This is a genomic window from Micromonospora nigra (assembly GCF_900091585.1).
GTDB lineage: Bacteria > Actinomycetota > Actinomycetes > Mycobacteriales > Micromonosporaceae > Micromonospora > Micromonospora nigra.
In genome coordinates, this window is sequence record NZ_FMHT01000003.1 from 563961 (window position 1) to 589814 (window position 25854).

Consider the following 25854-nt stretch of genomic DNA (forward strand, 5'->3'; position numbering starts at 1 on the left):
CCCCGCCCCGTCGCCGACCCGGCCACGACCGCCGCACCGCGGTCCGTTGCGCGCGCCTCGGCAGCGCGGAACGACCGGGTCGTGCCGGGGGTCAGGTCGAACATGCCGGCACGTTAACCCTCACCGGTTCGCACCGGGTTACGTGCCGCCCGGCGCCCCGGGCGGCACGCCGGTCGCCTACCGGGCGGCCTCCTCCGCGTCCATCCACTCGGCCAGGCTCCGGGGTCGCATGTCCGTCCAGTTGGTCTCCACGAAGTCCAGGCACTCCTGCCGGCCTGCCGGGCCGTGCGTCACCTGCCAGCCGTCCGGCACCGGCATCGCCGCCGGCCACAGCGAGTACTGGTGTTCGTCGTTGCGCAGGATCAGGTACGTGCCGTCCGGGTCCTCGAACGGATTGCTCATGGCTACTCCTCGTTGCTCTCCCCCGCGCCCGCCAGGGCGCGGGCGATCATCGGGCCGATCGTCGCAAGTGCCGACGGCTCCAGCAGCCGCCAGTGGTCCGTCGCCACCTCACGCACCTCGATGGCGCCGGTGACGTGGGGTCGCCACGCCGCCACCTCCGGCCCCGTCACCGGGGCGGTGGCGCGGAACAGCAGCAGGTCGCCGGCGAACCGGGGCGGAGCATAGGTCCGCATCAGGCGGCGGTGGCGGTCGACCAGCGTCTCGATGACCGCCGCGTCCCGCGCGTCGACGCCGTCGAACTGACGGGTCGTTCGGCGCAGGAGGTCCACCAACTCCGCGCCGCCACCCGCCTCGTCCGGGCCGGTGTCGCCCGCCTGCTGGTCACCGCCCGCCTCGTCCGGCCCGGTGCCACCGCCCGCGCCGGCCGGCGGCGGGTAGCCGTCGATGGCGACCAGCAGCCCCACCTGCTCCCCGGCCGCCTGCAACCGGCAGGCCATCTGGTGGGCGACCAGGGCACCGAACGAGAACCCGACCAGGTGGTACGGCCCGTGCGGCTGCCGCTGCCGCACCTGCGCCAGGTGCTGCTCGGCGAGCGCCTCGACGCTGCGCGGCAACCCGTCGCCGGAGAGCGCCGGCGCCTGCAACGCGTAGACCGGACGGGCCCCGCCCACGTGGCGCACCAGGCCCGCGTACCCCCAGCCGAGGCCGGTGACCGGGGGGAGGCAGAACAGCGCGGCGCCGGTGCCGGCGGCGTGCAGCGCCAGCACCGGATCCAGGACGGCGACCGGCGCGTCCCGGGCGATCCGGCGCGGCGAACCGTCGACCGGCGCGTCCCGGGCGATCCGGGTCGCCAGGCCGGAGACGGTCGCTCCGTTGAACACCGCACCCAGGTCGAGCCGGACGCCCAGGACGTCGGCGACCCGGTTCACCAGCCGGATGGCCAGCAACGAGTGCCCACCGAGGTCGAAGAAGTCCTCGTCGACGCCGACGTCCGGCAACCCCAGCAGTTCGGCGAAGATCCGGCGCAGCGCCTCCTGCTCGGCAGGCAACGGCTGCCGGCCGGCAGCCGGGCGGTCCCGGGGCACCGGCAACGCCTTGCGGTCGAGCTTGCCGTTCGGGTTGAGCGGAAGCTCGTCGAGCGGCACGATCGCCGCCGGCACCATGTAGGACGGCACGCGGTCGGCCAGGAACCGGCGCAGCTCCTGCGGGTCGAGGGCCGCCCCGGGCCGGGGCACGACGTAGCCGAGCAGACTCCGCTCGCCCCGGTACCGCCCCGCCACGACCGCCGTGCGCAGCACCGAGGGGTGCCGGCCGAGCGCCGCCTCGATCTCACCCGGCTCGATGCGGAAGCCGCGGATCTTCGTCTGGTCGTCGGCCCGGCCGGCGAACTCCAACACCCCGTCGGGCCGCCAGCGACCCAGGTCACCGGTGCGGTACATCCGCTCGCCCGGACGGAACGGGTCCGGCACGAAGCGTTGCGCGGTCTGCGCCGGCTGGCCCAGGTAGCCCCGGGCCAGTCCCGCACCGGCCAGGTACACCTCGCCGGTCACGCCGACCGGAACCGGACCCAGCCGGCGGTCGAGGACGTACACCCGGGTGTCGTCGAGGGGCCGCCCGATCGGCACGGTGGCCGGCACCGGTTCCCCAGGTGGCAGCACGTGGTGGGTGACCACGAAGGTGGCCTCGGTCGGGCCGTACAGGTTGGTGACGGTCGCCCGGGGCGCGTGTTCCCGCACCGCGCGGACAGCCGTCGTGGAGGCCACGTCACCGCCGGTCCAGATCTCGCGGAGGCCGGCGAACGCGTCCGGCCGCTCGTCGGCGAGGAGCGCGAACAGGCCGGCGGAGAGGTCGGCGGCGGTGACCGCCGGATCGGCCAGGGCCCGGTGCAGCGCCTCCACGTCCAGCGGGCCGGCGGGCGCGACGACCACGGTGGCGCCGTTGAGCAGCGGCACCCACGTCTCGTGCACGGACAGGTCGAAGGCGTACGGCGAGTGCATCAGCATCCCGTCGCCGGGGCCGCACCGCCAGCACGGGTCGGCGACCAGGTCCAGGACGTTGCGGTGGGAGACCGCGACGCCCTTCGGCGCACCGGTCGAACCGGACGTGTACATCACGTAGGCCAGGGAGTCCGGGTGCTGCGGAACCGCCGGGGGCAGGTCGTCCCCGGGTGCCCCGGGGGTGTCGTCGTCGACCACGAGCACCGGCACGTCGCAGCGCAGACCGAACGACCTGCTGGCCGCGTCGACCAGGACCAGGGCGGCGCCCGAACCCGCGACCACCGTCCGCATCCGGGACACCGGTTGCCCGGTGTGCAACGGCACGTACGCGCCGCCGGCCTTGAGCACGGCCAGGCTGGTGACCAGCACCTGCGGCGAGCGTTCGTGCAGGACCGCGACGGTCGTCTCCACGCCCACCCCGGCCCGGCGCAGCCGGTGCGCCAGCCGGTTCGCGCGCCGGTCCAGCTCGGCGTAGCTCAGGGTCGCGTCGGCCGCCCGGACCGCGATCGCGTCCGGGGCCCGGTCCACCTGTGCGGCGAGGCGCTGCTGGATGGTGTCGTGGTCGGCCGGCGTGGCCCGCTCCGGCCCGGCCCAGTCGACGAGGATCCGGTGCCGCTCGGTCGGCCCGAGGATGTCGAGGTGGCTGACCGGGACGTCCGGGGCGTCGGTGGCGGCCCGCAGCAGCCGCACCAACCGTGCGACGAGCGCCTCCACGGTGGCCCGGTCGAACAGCTCCGTGCTGTACTCGACCACCCCGTCGATCCGCTGCGGCCCGCCGTCGCGGCCCGGGTCCACGGTGAGGTTGAAGGAGAGGTCCAGCCGGGCGGTGGCGGTGCTGACCGCCATCGGCTCCGCCGACAGGTCGGCGAAGCGCAGCCGGTCCTCGGCGCCGTACAGCAGTCCCAGCAGGACCTGGAACAGCGGCTGCCGGGCGGCTGCCCGGGCCGGATTGAGCCGCTCGACCAGCAGCTCGAAGGGGACGTCGTCGTTGGCGTACGCGGCCCGGTCCCAGTCCCGGACCCGGCACAGGAGCTGGCGGAACGTCGGGTCACCGGAGACGTCGGTGCGCAGCACCAGAGTGTTGACCAGGAAGCCGACCAGGTCGTCCAGGGCCGGGTCGGTGCGCCCCGCGACCGGGCAGCCGATCGGGATGTCGGTGCCGGCCCCGCAGCGGTGCAGCAGGCCCGCCAGCGCCGCCTGCAACACCATGTAGAGCGTGCTGCGGGTCTCCCGGGCCAGGTCGCCGGCCGCCCGGCACAGCTCGGCGTCGATCTCGACGGGCACCACGTCGCCACGGCGGCTGGGCTGCTGCGGGCGGGGCCGGTCGGTGGGCAGCGCCAACTCCTCCGGCAGGTCCCGCAGCGCCGCACGCCAGAAGGCCAGCTGGTGGGCGGTCCGGCTGTCGGGGTCCGTGGCGCTGCCGAGCAGGTGCCGCTGCCAGAGCGTGTAGTCCGCGTACTGCACCGGCAGCGGCGCGGCCGTCGGCGGCGTGCCGCCGACCCGGGCCGCGTACGCGTCGGCCAGGTCCCGCAGCAGGCAGGGCACCGACCAGCCGTCGGCGGCGATGTGGTGCACCAGCAGCAACAACACCTGGTCGTGCGGGCCGGCGTCGAACAGGGTCGCCGCGACCGGCGGCTCGGCCGCCAGGTCGAACACCCGGTGGGCGGCGTGGTCGACCGCCGCGCGCAGCCCGGCGGGGTCCACCCGCACGACCTGAAGGCGGACCGACGCCGCCGACGGGTCGAGCACCAGTTGGCTCGGCTCCTCCCCCACCAGGCGGTACACGGTGCGCAGGATCTCGTGGCGGGCCAGCAGGTCGCTGAGCGCCGCGTCGAGGGCCGCCGGGACGGGCGGCCCGGAGAACCGCAGCGCGACCGGCAGGTTGTAGGTGGCGCTGCCGCCTTCGATCCGGTCGAGGATCCACAGCCGGCGTTGCGCGAAGGACATCGGCAGCACGTCGGGCCGGTCCGCCACCCGCAGGGCGGGACGCGCGGGCGCGTTGACGGGCTGCCGGCGGGCGAGCGCTGCCGGCGTGGGCGCGTCGAAGACGTCGCCGACGGTCAGCTCGACGCCGTGCTGGCGCAGCCCGGCCAGCAGGCGGATCACCAGCAGGGAGTGTCCGCCGTGGTCGAAGAAGTCGTCGTCGACGCCGACCCGGTCGAGGCCCAGCGCCTCGGCGAAGAGGTCGCAGATCAGCGCCTCGTGGGGGGATCGGGGTGCATGGCCGGTGGTGACGGCGGCGGCCGGCGCCGGCAGGGCGTGGCGGTCCACCTTGCCGCTGGGGGTCAGCGGCATCCGGTCCAGCACCAGGACCGCGCCGGGCACCATGTACGTGGGCAGACGCAGGCCGAGCCGCCGGCGGATCACGTCCGGGTCGGGCTGCCGGCCACCCGCCGGCACGACGTAGCCGACCAGGTGGGCCGCCCCGGTGCCGTCGGTGCGCGCGAGCACCACGACTTCGTCGACGTCCGGGTCCTCGCCGAGCAGCGCCTCGATCTCACCGAGTTCGATCCGCAGGCCCCGGATCTTCACCTGGTTGTCGGCGCGGCCGAGGTATTCGAGCTGCCCGTCGGGCAGCTGACGGGCGAGGTCGCCGGTGCGGTACATGCGGGCGGCGGGGGTGTCGGCGAAGGGGTCGGGGAGGAAACGTCGGGCGGTCAGGGCGGGTCGGTTGTGGTAGCCCCGGCCGAGACCGGTGCCGGCGAGGTAGAGCTCGCCTCGGATGCCGGTGGGGGTGGGGTTGCCGTGGCGGTCCAGGACGTAGGCGCGGGTGCCGGGCAGGGGCCGCCCGATGGGTGGGCGGGGATCGCCGGGGTCGATCCGGGCGGCGGTGGAGTAGGTGGTGTCCTCCGAGGGACCGTAGAGGTTGTGCACGTCGCGCACGTGGGGGTGGGCGTAGACCTGGGCGACGAGGTCGGCGGGCAGGGGCTCCCCGGCGAGGTTGACCGTGCGTACGGTGTCGGGCAGCGGGTTGGTGCGCAGCAGTTCCCGCAGCAGGCTGGGCACGGTGTTGACCAGCGTCACCGGGGGCCCGGCGACGGCCGGCAGGTCGAACAGGGTGTCGACCAGCACGACGGTGCCACCGCTGCTGAGCGGGGCGAACAGCTCGAACACCGACAGGTCGAAGCAGATCGAGGTCGAGGCCAGCACCCCGGCGAACTCCTCGGCCCGGTACCGGTCGGTGGCCCAGTCGACCAGGGCGACGGCGCTGCGGTGCTCGACCGCGACGCCCTTCGGCAGTCCCGTAGACCCGGACGTGTAGAGGACGTACGCCAGCGCGCCCGGCGCGACGGGCAGGTCGAGGGGGGTGCAAGGTCGGGCGTCGAGGTCGGTGGCGGGTTCGTCGAGGTGGACGAGGGTGCCCGGATAGTCGGCGAACCGGTCCCGCTGGCCGGTCTCGGTGATCACGATGGGCGCGGCGGAGTCGGTCAGCATCAGCCGCAGCCGGTCGGCGGGGTACGCGGGGTCGAGGGGCAGGTAGGCGCCGCCGGCCTTGAGGACGGCCAGCACCGCCACCGGCAGGGCCGGGCCCCGGGTCAGACAGATCCCGACCGGCGCCTGCGCCGCCAGGCCCAGCGCCCGCAGGTGGTGGGCGAGCCGGTTCGCGGCCTGGTCCAGTTCCCGGTACGTCGTCGCCGTCGCGCGGTGCACCAGCGCGGTGCCCTCCGGGGTCCGGGCCGCCTGCCGCTCCACGAGCTGGTGCAGACCGGCGACCGGGCTGGGGGGAAGCGCGGGGGTGCCGGTCAGCAGCCGGGCCCGCTCCTCGTCGTCGAGCAGCGGAAGCATGCTCGCGGAGGTCTTCGGTTCCGCGGCCACGGCGGTGAGGATCCTGGTCAGATGCCGCAGCATCCGCCCGGCGGTGTCCGGCGTGAACAGGTCGGTGGCGTAGCCGAGCGCGGCGAGGATCCGACCGTCGGGCTGCTCCACCATGCTGAGACTGAGATCGAACTTCGCCGTGGTGTCGGTGACGTCGACGGGGTGGACGGGTACGCCCCCGAAGTCGGGGGTGCCGCTGGTGGGTTCGTAGGCGAAGAAGGCCTGGAACAGCGGGTTGCGGCTGAGGTCCCGGTCCGGGCGTAGCCGTTCCACCACCAGGTCGAACGGCACCTCCTGGTGCGAGTAGGCCGCCACGCAGGTCCGCCGCAGCCGCTCCAGCAACTCCACGAACGACGGATCACCGTGCAGGTCGGCCCGCAGGACGATGGTGTTGACGAACAACCCGATCAGGTCCTGGCTCTGCGGATGACCACGACCCGACACGGGTGTGCCGACGACGATGTCGTCCTGTCCGCTGTACACCCCCAGCAGCATCGCGTAGACCGCGAGGAACACCATGAACGGCGTCGCCCCGTGGGCCCGGGCGAGCTCCCGCAGCCTGTCCGCCGTCTCCGCCGGGACGAACTGCTCCGCGATGTCGCCCCGGTGGCTCTGCCGGGCCGGCCGGGGGCGGTCGGTGGGCAGGTCCAGCAGTTCCGGGGCGCCGGCCAGCTGTTCCTGCCAGAAGGCCAGTTCCGCCTCCAGGCGGTCACCGCGCAGGGTGTCGCGCTGCCAGGCGGCGTGGTCGACGTACTGGATGGGCAGTTCCGCCGGCCGCACCGGCGCACCACCGGTGGCCTCCCGGTAGAAGTCGGACAGCTCCGTGAAGAGCACTCCCAACGACCAGCCGTCGGAGACGATGTGGTGCATGTTGAGCACCACCGCGTGATCATCTTCCGCCAGCACCGCCACCGCACACCGCAGCAACTGACCACCGAGATCGAACGGCCGGGCGATCTGCTCCCGTACCCACCCCGTCACCGCCGCGTCCCGGTCCGCCGAAGCCGACAACCGGGTGATCTCGACCCGGGGCAGCTCGCCCGACACGAGCTGTACCGGCTCCCCGCCCACGTCCACGAACCGCGCCCGCAACGCCGCGTGCCGCCGGCAGACCCGGTCCACCGCCACCTGCAACGCCGCCACGTCCAACCGACCCGCGACCCGGAACGCCGCCGGCAGGCTGTAGGCGACCCCCACCGCAGCCAACTGCTCCAGGAACCACAACCGCCGCTGCGCGTACGACAAGCCGACCTGTCGCGCCGCCACCGCGTCCGCGCCCACCCGGGCCAGGAACACGTTCCGCTGCGCGGCCGACAACCGCGCGAACCGCTCGAACATCCCGTCTGCCACGTGTGTCTTCCCGCCCAATCAGTCGCCGGCCACGTTCGGACATCCGCCGGTCGCCCGGCACGACCCGCGCGGCGGTTCGCCCCCGCCGGCTGGTGGGAGCCGCGTGGAGCCCGTCAGTCGTTCGCGTCCGACGGGTCGCCGAACAGGTCGTCGAAGATCCGGTCGATCCGCTCGGCGCCGTCGTCCGCCGCCACCGGCTCGTCCGCCGTCACCTGTCCACGGCGTACGCAATCCGCGAGCCCGGCGACCGTGGGATCGGTCAGGAACCCGGCCAACGGAACGTCCACCCCGGTTCGGCGACGCACCGCCCACACCAGCCGCGTCGCCAACAACGAATGACCACCCAACTCGAAGAAGTCGTCCCACACACCCACCCGGTCGACGCCCAGCACCGACCGGAAGTCCCCCGCCACACCCCGCTCCACGTCGTCCCGCGCCGCGACGAACACCGCGTCGCTGTCCCGCACCCCGAACTCCGGCGCCGGCAGCCGCCGCACATCGACCTTGCCGTTCACCGTCAACGGGAACTGCTCCACCGCCACGATCACCGACGGCACCATGTACTCCGGCAGCGACGACCGCAGCCGCTCCCGCAGCCCGCCCACGTCCGCGCCGTCGGCCTGCACGTACGCCACCAACCGCCGATCCCCGGGCGCCACCTCCACCGCCCGCGCCACCACCGCCCGCACCCCGGCACACGCCGCCAGCGCCACCTCCACCTCACCCAACTCCACCCGGAAGCCCCGGATCTTCACCTGGTTGTCGGCGCGGCCGAGGAACTCGAGGTGCCCGTCGGGCAGGTAGCGGGCCAGGTCACCGGTGCGGTACATGCGTGCACCGGGGGTCTCGGCGAACGGGTCGGCGGGGAACCGCTCGGCGGTCAGCGCGGGGCGCTCGAGGTAGCCGTCGGCCAGCCCGGCCCCGCCGATGTGCACCTCCCCGCGTACCCCCTCCGGGGCCAACTGCCCCTGGTCGTCGAGGAGGTAGATCCGGGTGTTGGCGATCGGCCGCCCGATCGGCACCCAGCTCGGCCACTCGGCCGGCGCTCCCGACAACGCGTGGACCGTCGCGACGTGGGTCTCCGACGGCCCGTACTCGTTGAACAGGCCGCAGCTGGGCAGCGCGGTGAACAGCCGGATCAGGTCGTCGTTGACGAGCAGCTGCTCCGAACCGGCGATCACCGTGTCCAGCGCCCGGGGCAGCGGCGCGTCCGCGCCGAAGCCCTCGGCGACCTGGAGCAACGCCGGAGCGGGGATGAACATCCGGTTGACCCGCCGGGCGGCCACCAGCTCCAGCAGCCCGGGAAGGTTCTGCCGCTCCTCCTCGGTGATGAGCACCAGGGTCCCGCCGTCGACGAGCGTCGAGAAGATCTCCTGGAAGGAGACGTCGAAGCTCAGCGACGCGAACTGGAGGGTGCGGTAGCCGACGGGCCGGCGCGGATAGTGGGCCAGTTGCCAGGCCACCAGGTTCGCCACCGCCCGGTGCGGCATGCAGATGCCCTTGGGTCGGCCGGTCGACCCGGAGGTGTAGGTGACGTAGGCGACCGCGTCGGGTCGCAGCTCGCCCGACGCGGGCGGGGGCACGTCGACGGCCGGCGGCAGCGCGTCCACGTCGATCAGCGGCACATCGACCGACGGCAGCCGGCCGGCCATCGTGGCGTCGGTCAGGATGACCGGGGCGTCGATGTCGTCGAGGATCAGCCGGATCCGCTCGGCCGGGTGCTTCGGGTCCAACGGGACGTACGCCGCACCGGCCTTCAGGGCGCCCAGCACGGCGGCCAGCATCTCGAACGACCGCCGCACCGCGACGCCGACGAAGCTGCCGGCGCCGACGCCGCGACGGCGCAGCTCCGCGGCCACCGCGTCGGCCCGCCGGTCGAGTTCGGCGTACGTGAGCTGCCGGGCGCCGGCCACCGCCGCCACCGCGTCGGGCGTGCGGCGCACCTGCCGCTCGACCCAGCGGTGCAGCAGCGGCTCCGGCACCCGCACCGGCGTCGTCCGGTTGTGGTCGACCAGCAGCCGCCGCCGCTCGTCCGCCGAGATCGTCGGGACCTCGGTGAGTCGCAGGCGCGGATCCGCCGCCACGGCGCCGAGCAGCCGGACCAGGGCGTCGGCCAGCCGCCGCACGGTGACCCGGTCGAACAAGGCGGTGCTGTAGTCGATGACGCCCGTCAGCCCGTCGGGCGTGCCGGACGGCGTCTGCCGGGGCGCGAACTCGATCACCAGGTCGACGATGGACACCCCCGCCCCGGTCTGGCCGAGCCGCACGTCGAGGCCGGGCATCCGGACGGGGTCACCGGCCGGTTCGAGCAGGTTCAGCAACACCTGGAAAAGCGGGTTCCGGGTGACCGTACGGGTCGGGTTCAGCGTCTCCACCAGGCACTCGAACGGGATGTCCTGGTTGGCGTACGCACCGAGGTTCTTCGCCCGCACGCGCTCCAGCAGCTCCACGAACCTCGGGTCGCCGGTGGTGTCGGTGCGCAGCACCAGGGTGTTCACGAAGAACCCGACGAGGTCGTCGAGTGCGGCGTCGCCCCGGCCCGCGACCGGCGTGCCGAAGACGATGTCGGTGCCGGCACCGAACCGGGTCAGCAGCGCGGCGACGCCGGCCTGGAGGACCATGAACAGGCTGCACCGGTGTTCCCGGGCCAGCGCCGCGAGCGCCGCGTGCGCCGAGGCGTCCAGCGCGAACTCCACGGAGTCGCCACGGAAGTCCATCTCCCCGGTGCGGGCCCGGTCGAACGGCAGCGGCAGTTCCTCGGGCAGCCCGGCCAGCTCCCGGGTCCAGTAGGCCAGCTGGCGGCCCATCGGGCTGTGCGGGTCGGACCGTCCGGCCAGCAGGTCCCGCTGCCACAGCGCGTAGTCCGCGTACTGGACGGGCAGGTCGCGCCAGGTGGGTGCCGTCCCGTCGCGCCGGGCGGCGTACGCCTCGGACAGGTCCCGCAGCAGCGGCACCACCGATCCACCGTCGCTGGCGATGTGGTGCAGGACGACCAGCAGCGTCCACTCCTGCGGGCCGGTGGTGAAGAGGTGGGCACGCCAGGGCAGCTCGGTGGCCAGGTCGAAGCAGCGGGACACCGCCTCGGTGAGTGCCTTGTCCAGCTCCGACGCCGCGACGGCGACCGGTTCGGTGACCGCGGTGCGCGGCGGGGTCGGCAGCACCACCTGGACGGGTTCGCCCGCGTGTTCGTCGAACCGGGTGCGCAGCGACTCGTGTCGACCCACCACGTCACGCAGCGCGGCGTCCAGCGCGGCGAGGTCCAGGGGGCCGGTCAGGTGCAGCACCAGGGGGCTGTGGTAGATCGGTGCGGTGTCGCCGACGAGCCGACCGAGGAACCACAGCCGCCGCTGCGCGTAGGAGAGCGGAATCTGCTCCGGCCGGGGTCGCGCCGTCAGCGCGAGGCGTCCCCCGGCCGCCGGCTCCCCGGCCTCCTCCGCCCCGGTGTCCAGCCCGAGCAGGTCCAGCAGGCCGTTGAGGGTGCTCGCCTCGAACAGGTCGGTCAGCCAGACGTCCAGTTCCAGTTCGTCGCGCAGCCGCAGCACCAGCCGCGTTCCGGCCAGGGAGTTGCCACCGAGGGCAAAGAAGTCCCCGTCCGGGTCGACCGGCCCCGGGCCCACCGCCTCGGCCCACAACTGACGTACCCGGGCGGTGACCTCGTGCGGCTCGCGGCCCGGAGCCGGCGCCACGACCCGGGCCGGCGGTGCCGCGACGCGGTGCGGCTCCTGGTCGAGGTCGGCCCCGGCGCGTCGCTGCTGCCGGGTCGACCGGGCCGGAAGCTCCACCCGCAGGTCGGCGACCCGCCGCTGCGGGGCGGCGACGACGTCGGCGAGCAGGTCCAGGTAGCACCGGGAGACGCGCTCGATGGTGGCCCGGTCGAACAGGTCCGCCGCGTAGCGGAGGTCGACGTGCGCGCAACCCGAGCCGAGGGTCACGTCGGCGACGAGGTCGAACTCGGTGCTGACCTCCGCCGCCTCCAGGTACTCCTCCGACAGGTCGGTGACCTCCAGGCCGGCCAGCCGCATCGGCTCGCCCTCCGGCACGATCTGGAAGACGACCTGGTAGAGCGGCTGACGGCTGCGGTCCCGTGGCGGGTTGACCCGGTCCACCACCCGGTGGAACGGCGTCGAGGCGTGCGTCAGATCGGCGGCGACGTCGGCCCGTACCCGGTTCAGCAGGTCGGCCCAGGACTCGTCCGGGTCGCACCGCAGCCGCAGGACGACGCTGTCGGCGAAGAGCCCGATCAGGTCGGCCGACTCGGGCTCGTCGCGGCCGGCCACCGGGGTGCCGACGACCACCTCGGACTGCCCGGACCACCGGGCCAGCAGCACCGTGAAGGTGGCGAGCAGGACCACGAAGGGTGTGGTGTCGTACGCCCGCGCAAGCGTGCCGACCCGGTCGGCCAGCCCGGGGTCGAGCGGGGCCCGGTGGTTGGCCCAACGGAACCGGCGGACCGCCGGCCGCTCGCCGTCCAGCGGCAGCGCCATCGTGGACAGGCCGGTCAGCCGCTGCTGCCAGTAGCGCAGGCCGGCCTGTACCTCGGGTTCGAGCTCCTGACGCTGCCACACGGCGAAGTCGGCGTACTGGGCGGCCAGGTCGGGCAGCTCCGGGCGGCGTCCGGTGGCGTACGCCGAGTACAGCTCGGAGAGGTCCCGGCGGAGCACCCCCTGCGACGTCTGGTCGAAGACCAGGTGGTGGGAGGCCAGCACCAGCAGGTGGCGTCGCGGGCCGCAGCGGATCAACTCGCCGCGCAGCAGCGGCGCGTGGGAGACGTCGAAGGGCTGCTCGTACCAGCGCAGCACGAGCGACCGTACCGCCGATTCCAGGGCGGCGGCCGGCAGCCCGGACAGGTCGGCGTAGCCCAGGCCGGTCCCGGCGGTCTCGTCGAGCACCTGCCGGGGGGTGCCGTCGACCGGTGTCAACGCGCACCGCAGCAGGTCGTGCCGGGCGAAGAGGTCGTCGACCGCGCGGTCGAACGCTGCCCGGTCCAACTCGCCGTCGAGGGCGTGGACCAGCACCGTGCAGTAGGCGGAGAGGTCCGGTACGAGCTGCTGCGACAGCCAGAGCGCCTCCTGGCTGTACGACAGCGGCGGTGCCTCTTCCATGGGTGGCCACCCCTTCGCGGTCCGTCCGGTGCGGCCCACCCCGCGTCGGACCTCGCGTCGGGGCCCGGCGCGGCTGGTCCCGCAAGACGGTGACGCTAGGCGGGCCGGGTTAGCGGGTGGTTATGCCAGCCGCCGCCTCCGGCGACATAACCGGGCGGCAACCCGGGCGTGGCAGGGTGCCGCGGGAGAGCGGGGCGCACCGGGCAACCGCTGCGGTGTCCGAGCGGCCGCCGCCTGTGCCGTCCCCGCGCGGAGGAGACCTGTGACGACTCACCCACGACCCGACTCGCTCTCCGACGTGCTGCGCGTCTCGGCCCGGCGGCATGCCGAGCGGACGGCGCTGGTCGACGTCGGCGTCCGGCTGACCTACCGGGACCTCGACGGTTGTGTGGACGCGCTCGCGGCCCGGTTCCGGCGGGCCGGGGTGCGCCCGGGGGACCGGGTGGGCCTGCACGTGGCCCGGGGGCCGCTGGCGCTGGTGGGTTCCGCCGCGCTGATGCGGGCCGGTGCCGCGTACCTGCCGCTCGACGTGGCCCAGCCGGCCGCCCGGCTGCGCTACATCGCCGAGGATTCCGGCCTGCGGCTGGTGGTCTGCGACGAGGCCGGCAGCCGGGGCGAGTTCGGGGCGGGCGTGAGCCGGCTGACCGTGGACGCCGACGACCTGGGTCGACGGGCGTCGACGGACCCGGACGACGAGCCGGCGATCCTGACCGGCTCGGGGGCGTACGTCATGTACACGTCCGGGTCGACGGGTGCGCCGAAGGGGGTGGAGGTCACCCACGCGAACGTGCTGGCGCTCCTCGACGACGCGTTGCCGCTGTTCTCGCTCGGCCCGGACGAGGTCTGGCCGTTGCAGCACGGCCACGGTTTCGACATCAGCGTCTGGGAGATGTGGGCCGGCATCGCCGTCGGCGCCACCCTGGTCGCGGTCACCGGGCCCGCCACCGAGGACGTCGAACAGCTCGCGGAGCTGCTGGCCCGGCACCGGCCGACGCGCCTGCACATCGTGCCGAGCGTCTTCCGGCACCTGGCCGAGGTGGTGGCGGAGGACGACGTGCGCATTCCGCTGCGCAACGTCACCTTCTGCGGCGAGGCGGTCAACTACCAGGCGATGCGGACCTGGGCGGACAGTCAGCCGGGCCCGGCCCCGCAGTGGTTCAACTCGTACGGCATCACCGAGACCACGGTCTACAACACACTGGCCGAGCTGTCCGCCGCCGACATCGCCCGCGCCGACCCGGCCACCCTGATCGGCGCCGGCTACCCGAGCAGTCCGGTGGTGGTGCGCACCGACGACGGTCCGGCGGCGGCCGGTGCGGTCGGCGAGATCTACATCGGCGGCCGGCAGGTCAGTCCCGGCTACCTGGGCCGTCCCGAACTCACCGCGCAGCGGTTCGTCTCCCTGCCGGACCAGCCCGGCATCTGGTACCGGACGGGGGATCTGGGCCGGACCGACCCGGACGGGCGGCTCCGCTACGTCGGTCGGATCGACGAGCAGGTCAAGATCCGTGGCTTCCGGGTGGAGCTCGGGGAGATCGACGTAGCGATGCGCGGGATCGAGTGGATCCGCGACGCCGCGTGCGTGGTGCACACGTCCGCGCTGGGCGAGCCGATGCTCGTCGCGTTCGTGGTGCCGGCACAGGACGCGCAACCCGCACCGCAGGCGCTGCTCGCCCGGCTCCGTGCCGAGCTGGCGGCCCGGCTGCCCGCCCACATGCTGCCCAACCTGGTGGTACCGGTGCCGGTGCTGCCGCTCAACGCCAACGGCAAGACGAACCGGCGGGCGCTCGCCGCCGAGTTGGGCGGCTGAGCCGTGACAGTCGAGCACCCGTTCCGGTTCGCCGTCGTCGCGAACGGCACCGAGGGCCCCGAGTGGACCGCCCTGGCGCAGCGCGTCGAAGCGCTCGGCTACGACGCGCTGCTGGTCACCGACCACGTCACCGATCGGGTGGCGGCGGTGCCGGCCCTCGCCGTCGCGGCCGCGCACACCGACCGCATCGGCGTGGGCACCTTCGTGCTCAACAACGACCTGCGTCATCCGGTGCTCCTCGCCAAGGACTTCGCCGCCCTCGACGCCCTCAGCGGCGGACGCGCGTTGCTGGGCCTGGGCGCGGGCTGGATGAGCAGCGACTACGAGGTGACCGGGGTGCCGCGGGAGCGGGGTGCCGTCCGCCTGGCCCGCCTGCGCCAGTCGGTCGGCATCGTCAGGTCGCTGCTGGCCGGTGCGGCGGTCGACGTCGACGGGCCGCACTACCGGGTACGCGCGGACGCCGGTCTGATCGCCCACGACGGGCCCGGGCCGCGGCTGCTCCTCGGTGGCGGTCGCCGTGGTGCGCTGGAGTTCGCCGCCCGCGAGGCCGACATCGTCAGCGTGGTGCCGCCGCTGGGCCCGCAGGGGCCGCGCGACGTGACGGACCTCGCCCCGCAACGGGTGGACGAGCAGGTCGGCTGGGTCCGCGCGGCGTCCGCCGGCCGCCGGGAGGCACCCCGGATGAACCACGTGGTGTGGGAGTGTTTCGTCACGGCCCGGCCGGCGCCGATCGTCGCGGCACTCGCCACCGCGTTCGGCACCACCCCGGACCTGGTGGCGCAGTCCCCGAGCTTCCTGGTCGGTTCGGTGGACTCGGTGGTGGACGCGCTCTGGTCGCGCCGCGAGCGTTGGGGCTTCTCGTTCGTCACCGTGCCGGTGGCCGCCCTCGACGCGTTCGCTCCGGTGGTGGCGCGGCTCACCGGACGGTGAGCCGCCTACGTCCGGCCCCCTCGTCGGCCCAGCAGGGCCTGGCCGGGCCCGCCTCGGCCCAGTAGCGCGCCGAGCCGCCGCAGCAGACCCGGTCGAGCCCCGGGCGACCCGGCGGGGTGCCCGGGGCCCGCCGGCCGACGGTTCCGGCCGCCGAGCAGCGGATCGGTCGCCCCCGTCGCCCACCGCACCACGGCCGCCTGGTCCTGCCGGCCGGTGCCGGTGGGGCTGCCGGGCAGGGTGAGCAGCCCCCGCTCGGGACGCGCCGGGTCGACCACCAGCCGCATGGCCGCCCCGAAGTCGGGTTGGGCCACGCAGACGGTCTCGGCGCAGCCGGAAAGCTCCACCAGGGGATCGGGCGCGGCGGCGCGGCCCAGCGGCGACCGGGCGAGCAGGTTGACCTCGCCCCACCGGGCGGGGCGCTCGTGCCCGACCCGCCCGGCCACCACCGCCCGCGCCAGCAGCAGCTGCCCGACGACGAACCGGCGCGGGGTACGCCAGGGCGGCGGCACCAGCCCCTCGGGGAGCGCGTCGAGCAACCCCCGCAGGGCGGACTCGTGGCCGTGGTAGCAGTAGGTGAACTCGGGGTCGTAGCGCCGGCACGGTGCGGTGAGCGCGGCGAAGAGTTCCTCGCGCAGCAGATCCCGGAAGACGACGAGCACCGCCAGCCCGTACTCGTCCCGGTCGGCGGTGCCCGCCCACCGGCTGATCTCGTCGCGCAGCGTCGGCAGCGGCTCGGGCGCGTCGCCGGCCGGCAGGTGGCGCAGCGCGAGATCCCGGTAGTAGGTGTACAGCTCCGCCCGCACGTCGAGCTGGAGTCGCGCCGACACCGACTCGGCCGCCCGGTCGCCCGCGCGCAGCCGCTCGGCCACCCGCCGCGCCCGGTGACCGCCGAAGAAGTTCCAGGCCACCCCCGCGGAACGGGCGGCGGTGGTGCTGTTGTTGCAGCTCACCACGAACCCGGAGGCGGGGTCGACCACCCGGGGCAGGCGCTGGGCCGGGATCCACTCGACGCTCTCCCCCGGCGGGGAGAACCCGCGCGGCCCGCGCTGCGCGCGGGCCGGGAACCGGCCGCCGACCGTCCAGGCCACCCCGCCGTCACGGTCGGCGAGCACCGCGTTGACCGGCGGCAGCCCGCTGTCGGTGAGCACCGCCACCCCGTCGGCCACCGTGGTCACGCCGTACATGCCCAGCAGGCCGAAGTCGAGCGCCCGGGGATCGGTGAGGGTCGACCGGAAGGCCACGGCCCGGCCGGCCAGCTCGCCGACGATCGGGCCGCTCGGGCTGTCCCGTACCTCCAGCACCTCGTCCGGGCCGCCCCGGACCGCGATGGTCTCCCGGCGCGGGGTGCCCGGTCCCCCGGCAGCGCCGGCCCCGCCCGGGGAGGCGTCGCCTGGGCCGGCCGGACCGGCGTCGCAGAGGTCCACCACGTCACCGGGGAGCCGGGTGAAACCCCAGGCGACGTGCTGGTTGGTTCCCGACACGATCACCGGCAGCCCCGGGATGGTGACGCCGGTGACCGTGGTGTCGGGCAGCGCGATGGTGGCGGCGTACCAGAGGGACGGGTTGGTCAGGCTCAGGTGGGTGTCGCTGGCCAGGACGGCGGACCCGGCGTGGGATGCGGCCCAGGCGTTGCTGCCGACCGGGCGCTGGTCGGTCACCACCAGCGGCTGTCCGTCGCGTGGCTCGGCCTGCCCGATCAGCTCGCGCAGCAGGGCCAGCGGCGGGGTCGGCCGGAGGGGTGCGGGCCGAGCGCCGTCGACGTCGGTCTCGAACTCGTCCTGCTCGGGCAGGAGGAAGTCCACGACCTGCGCGGGCAGGGTGCGCCGCATCACCTCGACCATCCGCAGCTCGCTGCCGTCGGAGGCCAGTTCCTGGAAGAGCAGCTGCGCGACGGCGATCGAGTCGACCGGTGACCACCGGCGGTGACCCGTCGCGTCACCGGTCGCGTCGTTGACGCCCGCGGTGAACGCCTCGACCAGCTCCCGTTGCCCCGCCGGCAGCAGCGCGAAGCACTGCCGGGCCACCTCGGCGAGGTGGAGCCGGCGCTGCCACCGGTCGCCGGGCAGGGCGACCGGGCCGGCCACCTCCGCCAGCCGCCCGTGGACACGACGGCAGAGCAGGTCCATCTGCTCGCGCCGGTGGTGCGCGACGCTCCAGCCCAGTCCGAAGGTGGCCGCCTCGACGGTGCCGGCGGTGATCCGGGGCCGGTCGGAGCGGTCGTAGCGGATCTCCGCGCCGCCGCGCCGCACGACTCGTGGGCGGGTCACCGGGGCGGCGCCCCGACCGCCGACGGCGCCGGCAGCGGGGTGTCGGGGGCGCTGACGACGGCGGTCAGGAGCCCCACCACGTGGTCCAGCAGTGCCCCCGCCCGAGCCGCCTCGTCGGGGTCGTCGGCGTGCTCGACGGCCAGCCGCAGCCGGTCGGCGTCGCCGAGGTGGGCGTGGACGGTGCGTTGGGCGGCGACGGCCACCGGCAGCAACGGCGGCCCGTCGTCGGTCACCGGCCGCAGCCGCAGCCGACCACCGGCCGGTCGGTCGCCGGCGACCTCGACGGAGAGCACCACGTCGATCAGCTCGGCCGGGTCGACCGCCGCGTCGGCGGCGGGCCCGGCGATCAGCGTCTCCAGCGGGAGATCCGACCACTGCCGGGCCGCCGTGAGCCGCTCACCGACCAGGTGTACGAGCTGACGGGGGGTCGCCTCGGCGGCGACCGGAACGGCCAGCAGGGTGCTGTTGGCGAACGGGCCGACGGTCCGCTCCACCTCCGCCAGCGGACGGTTCTCCAGCAGCGTGCCGACCCCCACCGAGGACAGCCCGGCGAGCCGGGCCACCGCGGCGGCCACCGCGGCGGCCAGCACGACGACGCTCGTGGCGTTCTGTCCGGCCGCCCACCGCCGGACCGCCGCCATCACCTCGGGCGCCACCTCGGTCGCGCTGCGGGCCACCGCGACGGTGGTGGCCGGTTCCCGGGGCATTCGGGCGGGGTCGTCGGCCAGCTCCCGCACCACGGCGCGCCAGTGCGGTCGGCTCTGCCGCAGCGTCGCCGGCCACCGCCCCTCCTGCCACAGCGCGTAGTCGAGATACGAGATGACGTCGGTCGGGTGGGTGGCGGTGGGAACGGCACCGGCGGTGCCGGTGCCGGCCTCGGTGCCGGTGCCGGCCTCGGTGGCGGCGGCGTTGGCGGTGGCGGTGGCGGTGGTATCGGCCAGGGCGTCGTAACCGGCGGCCAGGTCGTCCACGAGCACCTGTTGTGACCGGCCGTCGCAGGCGAGGTGGTGCAGGTGCAGCGCCAGCAGGTCGGCGGCACCCGACCTGCGGAACAGTTGAGCGTGCAGCAGGCCGCCCGCGGCGAGGTCGAACGGCCGCAGGTGGGCCTGCCGCACCCGCCGACGCGCCCGGCGCAGCGCGTCGGCCGGGGGCAGCTCGCGCAGGTCCGTCTCCTCCAGGACGCCGTCGTCGGCGACGGCGGGAAGCACCACCTGGACGTGCCCGGCGCCCTCCGGGCGGAAGCCGGTACGCAGCATCGGGTGCCGACCGACCAGCCGGTGCAGCGCCCGGCGGAGCAGCTCCGCGTCGACCCGGCCGCCGTCGCCCGCCTCGACTTCCAGCACGACCACGACCTTGTTCGCCGGCGACGGCCCGAGCCCCACCTCGACCAGCATGAGCTGCTGCTGTTGCAGGCTGAGCGGCCCGTGCTCCCGCCCGGTCGCCTGCGGGGCGTCCACCGGCTGCGCGGCCGTACCGTGCCGGGTTGCCCGCGCGACCTGGGCCGCGAAGTCCGCGAAGACCGGGAACTCGAAGATCAGGTTGGCGGGAAGGTCGACGCCGAGGCGTTTGCGGGCCCGCGCCATCAGCCGGGTGGCGAGCATCGAATGCCCACCCAGCTCGAAGAAGTTGCTGTCCGCGTCGACCTTCGGCACGCCCAGCAGGGCCCGCCACAGCTCCCGCAACCGTCCGGTGAGGTCGTCGTCCACGGCCGCGTCACGGCCGCCGTCCGGAGCTTCGTCCACGGTCCACCCTCCACTTCCCGGCACCGTGTCCCGCACGAGCCGTCGTCGCTCGGCTCAGGCGTAGGCGCGGTGCTGCCTGCGGTACATGTCGGCGTAGCGGCCGTCGGGTCGGACGACCAGCGTGTCGTGGTGGCCGACCTCGACGATCGCGCCGCCCTCGACGACCACGACCAGGTCGGCGGTGCGGGCGGTGGAGAGGCGGTGGGACGCGAAGAGCGTGATGCCGTTGGCGCTCTCGGCGGCCCGGCGGGCGGCGGCGAGGTAACGGCGCAGGACCGCCTCCTCCGCGATCGGGTCGATCGACGCGGTCGGCTCGTCCAGGACGAGCAGGCACGGTGCCGGGCGCATGCTGGCCCGGGCCAGCGCCAGCCGTTGCCACTGCCCCCCGGACAGGTCCACACCGTCCTCGAACGACCGTCCCAGCCTCGTCGACAGGCCCTGCGGGAGCCCGTCGACCACCTCGGTGGCGGCCCCCCGGCGGACCGCCTCGTGCACCGCCGGGAGGTCGTCGACGCGGTCGAGGTCGCCGACGCCGACGCTGACCCCGGCGGTGAACTCCAGCCGGGAGAAGTCCTGGAAGCACGCGCTCACCCGCGTGTACCACCGGCCGCCCGGGATCGCGGCGAGGTCGACGTCGTCCGCGGTGATCCGGCCCTCGGTCGGCGCGTACAGCCCGGCCAGCAGCTTGATCAGGGTGGACTTGCCGGCACCGTTGCTGCCGACCACCGCCACCGTCGTGCCCGCCGGCAGGTGCAGGTCCACCCCGCGCAGGGCCCAGCCCTCGGCGCCCGGGTACCGGAAGCCCACACCGCTCAGGGTGACGCCGGAGGCGAGGCGGTGGGGCGCGGGCGGACCGACGGCCGGTACCGCCCGCACCGCGTCGTCGACGTACTCCTCAAGCGCCAGCAGTCGGCGGGAGGAGGCGACGGTCTGCTGGAGGAAGCCCAGCGACTGCACCAGTTCGTTGACCTGCATGCTGATCGAGGTGACCAGACCGAGGGTGAGCACCACGTCGCCGAGCGACACCGATCCGTCGACGAACCGCCACATCACGAGCACCAGGCCACCGGCGTAACCGGCGGCGAAGACCAGCGCACCGAGGCCGGTGAGCAGCAGGTTGCCGGTGACCGCCCGGACCACCCGGCGGTCCGCCTCCCCGGTCGCGGCGGCGAGTCGGCGGCGCAGCTCGGGCAGGACCCCGAACAGGCGCAGTTCCTTGCCGGCCGCCGGGGAGGTGCCGACGGTGTACAGGTGCCGGCCCAGCCGGGCCGCGCCGGCCCCCGCCCCGACCGCGGCGATCCGGCGGCGCTGTGCCCACCGCGACGTCATCAGCGCGGGCACCGCCAGCACGGCGATCAGCAGCATCCGCGGGTCCACCAGCGACAGCAGCACGGCGGTGACGACGGCGCGCACGCTCGCGCCCAGCACCAGGGACAGCGCGTCGGCCCCCTCCGAGAGGTAGACCCGTTCCTGTTCCAGGACCTCCAGGTTGTCGCGCACCGTCGGATCGTCGAGGTGGGCCACCCCGGGCAGGCGGCTGACCAGGGTCATCAGCCGACGGTCCACCGCCGCGGCGGTGGCCTCGATCATCCGGACCGACAGTTCGATGGCGGGGGCGATCGTTCCCGACCAGAGCGCGGCCGCCAGCACCAGCGCGACCACGGCGACGGTCACCGCGGTCGGGTCCCCGGCCACCGACCCGTCGATGATCAGCTTCACCAGGTACATCAGCAGGGTGACCAGGGTGGGTCGCAACCCGAACATCAGCAGGGTCAGCACGGTGGCCCGGCGGTCGGCGCCCAGGGACAGGCTGATCGCGGCCACGAAGGCGCTGCGGCGGCGGGTCCCGGTCGGTCTCATCACGCGTCGCCTTCCGTGCGGAAGCGCTGTGCCTGCACCGTGAACATCGCGGCGTACTCGCCGCCGGCCGCCATCAGCGCGTGGTGGTCGCCGCGCTCGACCACCCGCCCGCCGGCCAGGACGACGATCTGGTCGGCGCGGCGCACCGTGGAGAAGCGGTGGGAGATCAGCACCACCGTCCGGCCGGGCGCCGCGGCGAGCAGCAGGTCGTACAGCTCGGCCTCGCCCCTGACGTCCAGCGCCGAGGTCGGTTCGTCGAGCAGCAGCACGCCGGCACCGGCGTGCACGGCCCACAGCGCCCGCGCCAACCCGACCCGCTGCCACTGACCGCCGGAGAGGTCGACACCGTCGAACTCCCGACTCAGCACGGTCGCCCAGCCCGCGGGCAGCTCGCCGATCACCTCGTCCAGCCCACTGGACCGGGCCACCCGGTCGAGGTCGTGCGGCTCGGCCGGGTGGCCCGGCGCGCCGAGCAGGACGTTGTCGCGCAGCGGCAGGCCCCAACGGATCCAGTCCTGGAACAACGCGGCGCAGTGCCGTTGCCACTGATCCGGGTCGAGTTCCCGCAGGTCGACGCCGTCGACCAGGATGCGGCCCTCGGTGGGCTGGTAGAAGCCGCACAGCAGCTTGACCAGGGTGGTCTTCCCCGCCCCGTTCACGCCGACGATGGCGGTGGAGGCGGCGGCCTCGATGGTCAGGTCCAGACCGCGCAGCACCCACTCGGCGGAGTGCGGATAGCGGAAGCCGACGCCGTCGAAGACGATGGACCCGCACCGGGGGATCTCCCGCCGCCGGGGGGCGGGCGCAAGGGTCGCCGGGTTCGCCCGCTCCAACTCCCGAACGGCGCGCATGGTCTCGCCGCCGACCCCGATGTGCAGCAGGTCGGGAGTGGCGACGAGGAAGCCGCCGCAGCCGACGGCGGCGACCGCGAAGGCGGTGAACCGCCCCGGGGAGAGTGCCCCGCTGGCCAGGTCGGCGGCGAGGGGCACGAACACCAGCGCCTGCCCGGCCGCCACCGCGAGGGTGCTCACCACGGTCACCCGGACGACGCCGGAGCGCTCGGTCCGCACCCGGCGCAGCGCCCGGACCCACTCGCCCCGGTAGCCGCCGAGCAGCCAGTCGGCCAGGCCGAAGACCCGGACCTCCTTGGCCGCGGGTGCGGTGGTGACCAGTGACTTGAGGTACAGGGCCCGGGCCAGGCCGGCGGGCGTGCCGTCGGCCGAGACGAGCTGACGCTGGTACAGCTTCGACACCACGACCATGGCGCAGCAGTACGCGGCGAGCAGACCGAGCGCCACCCACCAGCGGTAGCCGAGCAGCACCAGTGCGGACAGGGTGGCCGCGGCGCGGACCAGACCGATGTTGACCACGCCGGTGACGGCGTCCCGCAGGTTGGTGGCGATCACTCCGCCCCGTACGGCGGCGAGCAGCTCCCGGCTGGCCGGATCCTCCAGCCGTTCCAGGCCGGCGGGGGCCGCCAGCGCGGTGACGACCCGGCCGGAGACTGCCCGGTCCAACGCCCGCCCCACCCGCTCGGCGACGGCGCGGGCGATCATCGGCAGCACCAGTTGCAGGAGGAAGACGAGGCCGAGGCCGGCCGCCGCCAGCAGGATGTCGCGGCTGGCGGCCGGCCAGCCCTGCGCCCGCAGCCGGTCCAGGCTGCCGATCAGGGCCCCGGAGGCGATCGCGAGACCGGCGGGAAGGACGGCGAAGCAGGCGAGTGCGCCCAGCAGCGCCGCCGTCCCCGAGCGGTCGGTGCGCAGCGCCTCGGTGATCAGCAGGACCACCGGCGGCGCCGGTTTCCGGGGCACTGCCGTGCTGGTTGTCGCGGTCATGCGCCCACGGCGTCCTGGTGGTTGCCGGCCCCGGGGCTTGGACGGGCCAGCTCCGCGAAGGCGGCGTCGAGGTCGCGGCCGGCCGTGGCGAACGAGTCCCCCGGCCAGGAGTCCACCAGATGTCGGGTGATGCCGCGCAGCCCGTCGTCGAACCACAGCTCCAGGACCAGGCCGAAGGAGGTGGGGTCCACCTGCTCGCCGATCTCCGCCGACGGTTCGACGGTGAGCGTGCCGCCGGGGAGTTCGCGTACGACGCGGGGGTCGGGCTGGAGCGCGAGGCCGAGGGTCGGCAGGTGGCCCAGCGCCGTGAGGTCGCGGCCGTTCTCCGCCAGGAGGGCGACGGCCCGCTCGAACGGCATCTCCTCGTGTCGCAGGGTGCGCCCGACGGCCCGCTGGGCGGCGACGACCTGCTCGGCCGGCGACGCGGTCGGATCCACCTGCACCTCGACCGGCAGCAGGTTGGAGAAGCAGCCGATGATCGCGTCGCTGCCCGGCCAGCCGCGATTGGCGACCTGCATGGCCACGAGTTGCCGGCGCTCGCCGGTGTGCTTCGCGGCGAACCCGACCAGCCCTGCCGCGAGCACCGAGAAGAAGCTCACCCCGTGTGCGGCGGCGAGGGCGGTCAACCCGGCCGAGGTGGCCTGCGGGACCTCGAAGTGCCCGGTGCGGACGACGTGCCCCCGCACCGGCGAGCTGTCGCCGGTCAGCCGCGGTGCGGGCCGGCCGAGGAGGTCGGCCAGCCCGCCGAGGTGGCCGGCCAGCCGCTCACCGGTGAGGGCGTCGGCCTGCCATTCGGCGAAGTCGAGGTACTGCGACGCCAGCGGGTCGCGCGCCGCGCCCACGCCGAGGCGCACCGCGTACGCGTGGGCGATCTCGTCGACGAGGATGCCCCGGGACATGCCGTCGTAGGCGATGTGGTGGATGCAGGAGACCAGCTGCCAGGCGTCCTCGGCGGTCCGGACCAGGGTGAACCTGGCCGGCGTCTCGGCGTGCAGGTCGAAGCCGACGAGATGCTCGCGTCGGATCAGCTTGTGCAGCTTCGCCGGGCCGGCGCCACGCAGGTCCACGGTCCTGATCCGGGCCGGCCGGTCGACGACGCGCTGCGCCGGCACCCCGCCCGTGTCCTCGACGACCGTGCGCAGGGCCCACTGCCGGGCGACCACGTCGCCGACCGCGCCGACCAGCGCGTCCGGGTCCAGGTCGCCGCGGAACGACAGCAGGTCCACCCCGTTGAAGAAGCTCATGCCGCCGGTGGCCCGGTCGATGTCGTAGAAGACCCGCTGGCTGAACGACAGCGGGCTGCCGGACCGGCGGCGACGGGCGGTGACGCTGATCGACCGACGTCGGGTCGGCTGCGCGGCCGTGGCCAGGACAGCCAGCCGTTCCGCGAGCGACCGGGCGCTGGTGTGGGCGAACAGGTCCGCGAGGGTGACCGGGAGGTGGTAGCGCTGGTGCAGCCGGGACACCACCCGCATGGCGTCCAGTGACGAGCCACCCAGCCGGAAGAAGGAGTCGTCCGGCCCGCACGTCGCCGTCCCGATCTCGACGCGGAACAGTTCACACAGGGTGGCGGTGGTCGGGGTGGTGGCCGCCGCCGGCTTCGCGTCCACCGTCACCGGTGCGCGGGCCGGCGTAGGTCGAGCAGCTCGACGACCCGGGCCCCGATCGCCGCCGGCGACAGGGTGCTGACCTCCGGCACCGTCAGCTCGACGTCGTACTCGTTCCGGATCCGGTCCCGCACCCGTCGGGCGGCCGCCGCGTCACCACCCAGTTCGGTGAGGTTCTCGTCGACCGGCTGTCGGTTCAGGCCCAGTTCCTCCCGCAGGTACCGGGCCGTCACGCTGGTGATCAGCTCGGCCTCACTGAGCACGGTCGTGTGTGCCCCGCGGAACCCGATCACGAGCACCGGCCGGGGCCGCCCGCTGGTGTTGGCGCCGCTGAGGTGGATCGTGCGGCAGTCGAAGAGGGCAGCCGAGCCGGCCGGATAGTCCGGCTCCACCCGGAAGCGGCTCAATCGCTCCAGCACCTCCGGCTCCACGCCGTAGAAGCGTCCCCCCATGGTGTCCGGTGCCTGCTGGGTGTGCGGCGCGAGGCCCAGGCGGTGGCTGCGACGGTAGAAGGCCAGGCCCCCGTTGACCGAGGTCACGTCCTCCAGGGCGATCCACATGTGGATGAAGTCGGGCGGTTCGACCGGCGAGGTGAACAGCTCCTGGTGCGCGGGCAGCGCGCCGGCACCCGGGGGCTTGGGGAACGACTCCAGGTAGAACACGACCGGCTCCCACGGCACCGCCGCCCGCACCAGGTCGAGGAAGATCGGGCTGTTCGCCAGGTCGAGGAACCAGGGCTCGTACCGGTGCAGGTCATGCATGCAGCGCAGCGTGCCGTCGGCGAACCGTTCGTTGGCCGCCGGCGGCACCGTCGGCAGGGTCTCCCGTTCGTAGCGTTCCAGGGCCGCCCGGGTCCGTTCGACCTGCGCGGCGTCGAAGAACCGGTCGACGAAGACGACGCCCTCCCGTCGCAGCGTCTCCGCGATTTCCGGCTCGCCCGGTCTGAAGAACCGTTCCGCCATGGCCACCACCTCCCGGTCGACGCGCGCACCCGCGGGCCGCGACGGGCGTCCCGCGCAGGGTAGGAGGCGCTGGTTATCGTCCGGTTACGCCGGGATCGTCGGCCCCGCCCGCCCGCCCGAGCGCGTTCTCGGCGGTGCCGCACGGCGGTATGGTGGCGCCCTTCGAGCCGTGGA

Annotated in this window: 11 protein-coding genes; 2 read left to right on the forward strand and 9 right to left on the reverse strand. The window is 74.5% G+C overall.

The features are described 5' to 3' along the window. Nucleotides 1–177: 177 nt before the first annotated feature. The 3 genes from GA0070616_RS02320 to GA0070616_RS02330 form a co-directional block, all read right to left on the reverse strand. A complete protein-coding gene (locus tag GA0070616_RS02320; RefSeq protein WP_091075468.1) occupies nucleotides 178–402 on the reverse strand; it encodes an MbtH family protein in 225 nt (74 codons plus the stop codon). A gap of 2 nt (nucleotides 403–404) precedes the next feature. Further along, nucleotides 405–7565: an amino acid adenylation domain-containing protein gene (locus GA0070616_RS02325; protein WP_139128829.1), complete on the reverse strand. Its 7161-nt coding sequence runs from the start codon at nucleotides 7563–7565 to the stop codon at nucleotides 405–407. Nucleotides 7566–7678: 113 nt separating this feature from the next. Further along, nucleotides 7679–12667, reverse strand: a complete 4989-nt coding sequence (locus GA0070616_RS02330) for a non-ribosomal peptide synthetase (protein WP_091075476.1) — start codon at nucleotides 12665–12667, stop codon at nucleotides 7679–7681. Between the two features lie 262 nt (nucleotides 12668–12929). Between GA0070616_RS02330 and GA0070616_RS02335 the strand changes: the two genes are divergently transcribed. Both GA0070616_RS02335 and GA0070616_RS02340 read left to right on the forward strand, forming a co-directional pair. Beyond that, nucleotides 12930–14477, forward strand: a complete 1548-nt coding sequence (locus GA0070616_RS02335) for an amino acid adenylation domain-containing protein (RefSeq protein ID WP_175439958.1) — start codon at nucleotides 12930–12932, stop codon at nucleotides 14475–14477. A gap of 3 nt (nucleotides 14478–14480) precedes the next feature. Continuing rightward, nucleotides 14481–15407 (forward strand): TIGR03621 family F420-dependent LLM class oxidoreductase, encoded by a 927-nt coding sequence (locus tag GA0070616_RS02340; RefSeq protein WP_091075483.1) that lies wholly within the window; start codon nucleotides 14481–14483, stop codon nucleotides 15405–15407. Nucleotides 15408–15412: 5 nt separating this feature from the next. On the opposite strand, the gene GA0070616_RS02345 is transcribed toward GA0070616_RS02340, so the two are convergent. The 6 genes from GA0070616_RS02345 to GA0070616_RS02370 are packed head-to-tail and all read right to left on the reverse strand — an operon-like array spanning nucleotide 15413 to nucleotide 25680. Next, nucleotides 15413–17674 (reverse strand): penicillin acylase family protein, encoded by a 2262-nt coding sequence (locus GA0070616_RS02345; protein WP_091075487.1) that lies wholly within the window; start codon nucleotides 17672–17674, stop codon nucleotides 15413–15415. After that, on the reverse strand, nucleotides 17671–19416 hold the full coding sequence (locus GA0070616_RS02350) for a condensation domain-containing protein (protein ID WP_175439959.1): 1746 nt from the start codon (nucleotides 19414–19416) through the stop codon (nucleotides 17671–17673). Before GA0070616_RS02350 ends, GA0070616_RS02345 begins: the two co-directional genes overlap by 4 nt. Nucleotides 19417–19470: 54 nt before the next feature. Continuing rightward, nucleotides 19471–21276, reverse strand: a complete 1806-nt coding sequence (locus GA0070616_RS02355; protein WP_091075493.1) for an ABC transporter ATP-binding protein — start codon at nucleotides 21274–21276, stop codon at nucleotides 19471–19473. Further along, entirely contained in the window at nucleotides 21276–23111 is a 1836-nt protein-coding gene (locus tag GA0070616_RS02360) for an ABC transporter ATP-binding protein (RefSeq protein WP_091075497.1), read from the reverse strand. The genes GA0070616_RS02355 and GA0070616_RS02360 overlap by 1 nt, the downstream gene beginning before the upstream one ends. Beyond that, entirely contained in the window at nucleotides 23108–24727 is a 1620-nt protein-coding gene (locus tag GA0070616_RS02365) for a condensation domain-containing protein (protein WP_091075501.1), read from the reverse strand. Before GA0070616_RS02365 ends, GA0070616_RS02360 begins: the two co-directional genes overlap by 4 nt. Continuing rightward, a complete protein-coding gene (locus GA0070616_RS02370; RefSeq protein ID WP_139128830.1) occupies nucleotides 24724–25680 on the reverse strand; it encodes a phytanoyl-CoA dioxygenase family protein in 957 nt (318 codons plus the stop codon). The genes GA0070616_RS02365 and GA0070616_RS02370 overlap by 4 nt, the downstream gene beginning before the upstream one ends. Between the last annotated feature and the right edge of the window lie 174 nt (nucleotides 25681–25854).

Excerpts from the sequence above, each read along its gene's own strand:
- GA0070616_RS02320 (WP_091075468.1), bottom strand. The coding sequence starts at position 402 with ATGAGCAATCCGTTCGAGGACCCGGACGGCACGTACCTGATCCTGCGC.
- GA0070616_RS02330 (WP_091075476.1), bottom strand. The coding sequence starts at position 12,667 with ATGGAAGAGGCACCGCCGCTGTCGTACAGCCAGGAGGCGCTCTGGCTG.
- GA0070616_RS02355 (WP_091075493.1), bottom strand. The coding sequence starts at position 21,276 with ATGAGACCGACCGGGACCCGCCGCCGCAGCGCCTTCGTGGCCGCGATC.
- GA0070616_RS02360 (WP_091075497.1), bottom strand. The coding sequence starts at position 23,111 with ATGACCGCGACAACCAGCACGGCAGTGCCCCGGAAACCGGCGCCGCCG.
- GA0070616_RS02370 (WP_139128830.1), bottom strand. The coding sequence starts at position 25,680 with ATGGCGGAACGGTTCTTCAGACCGGGCGAGCCGGAAATCGCGGAGACG.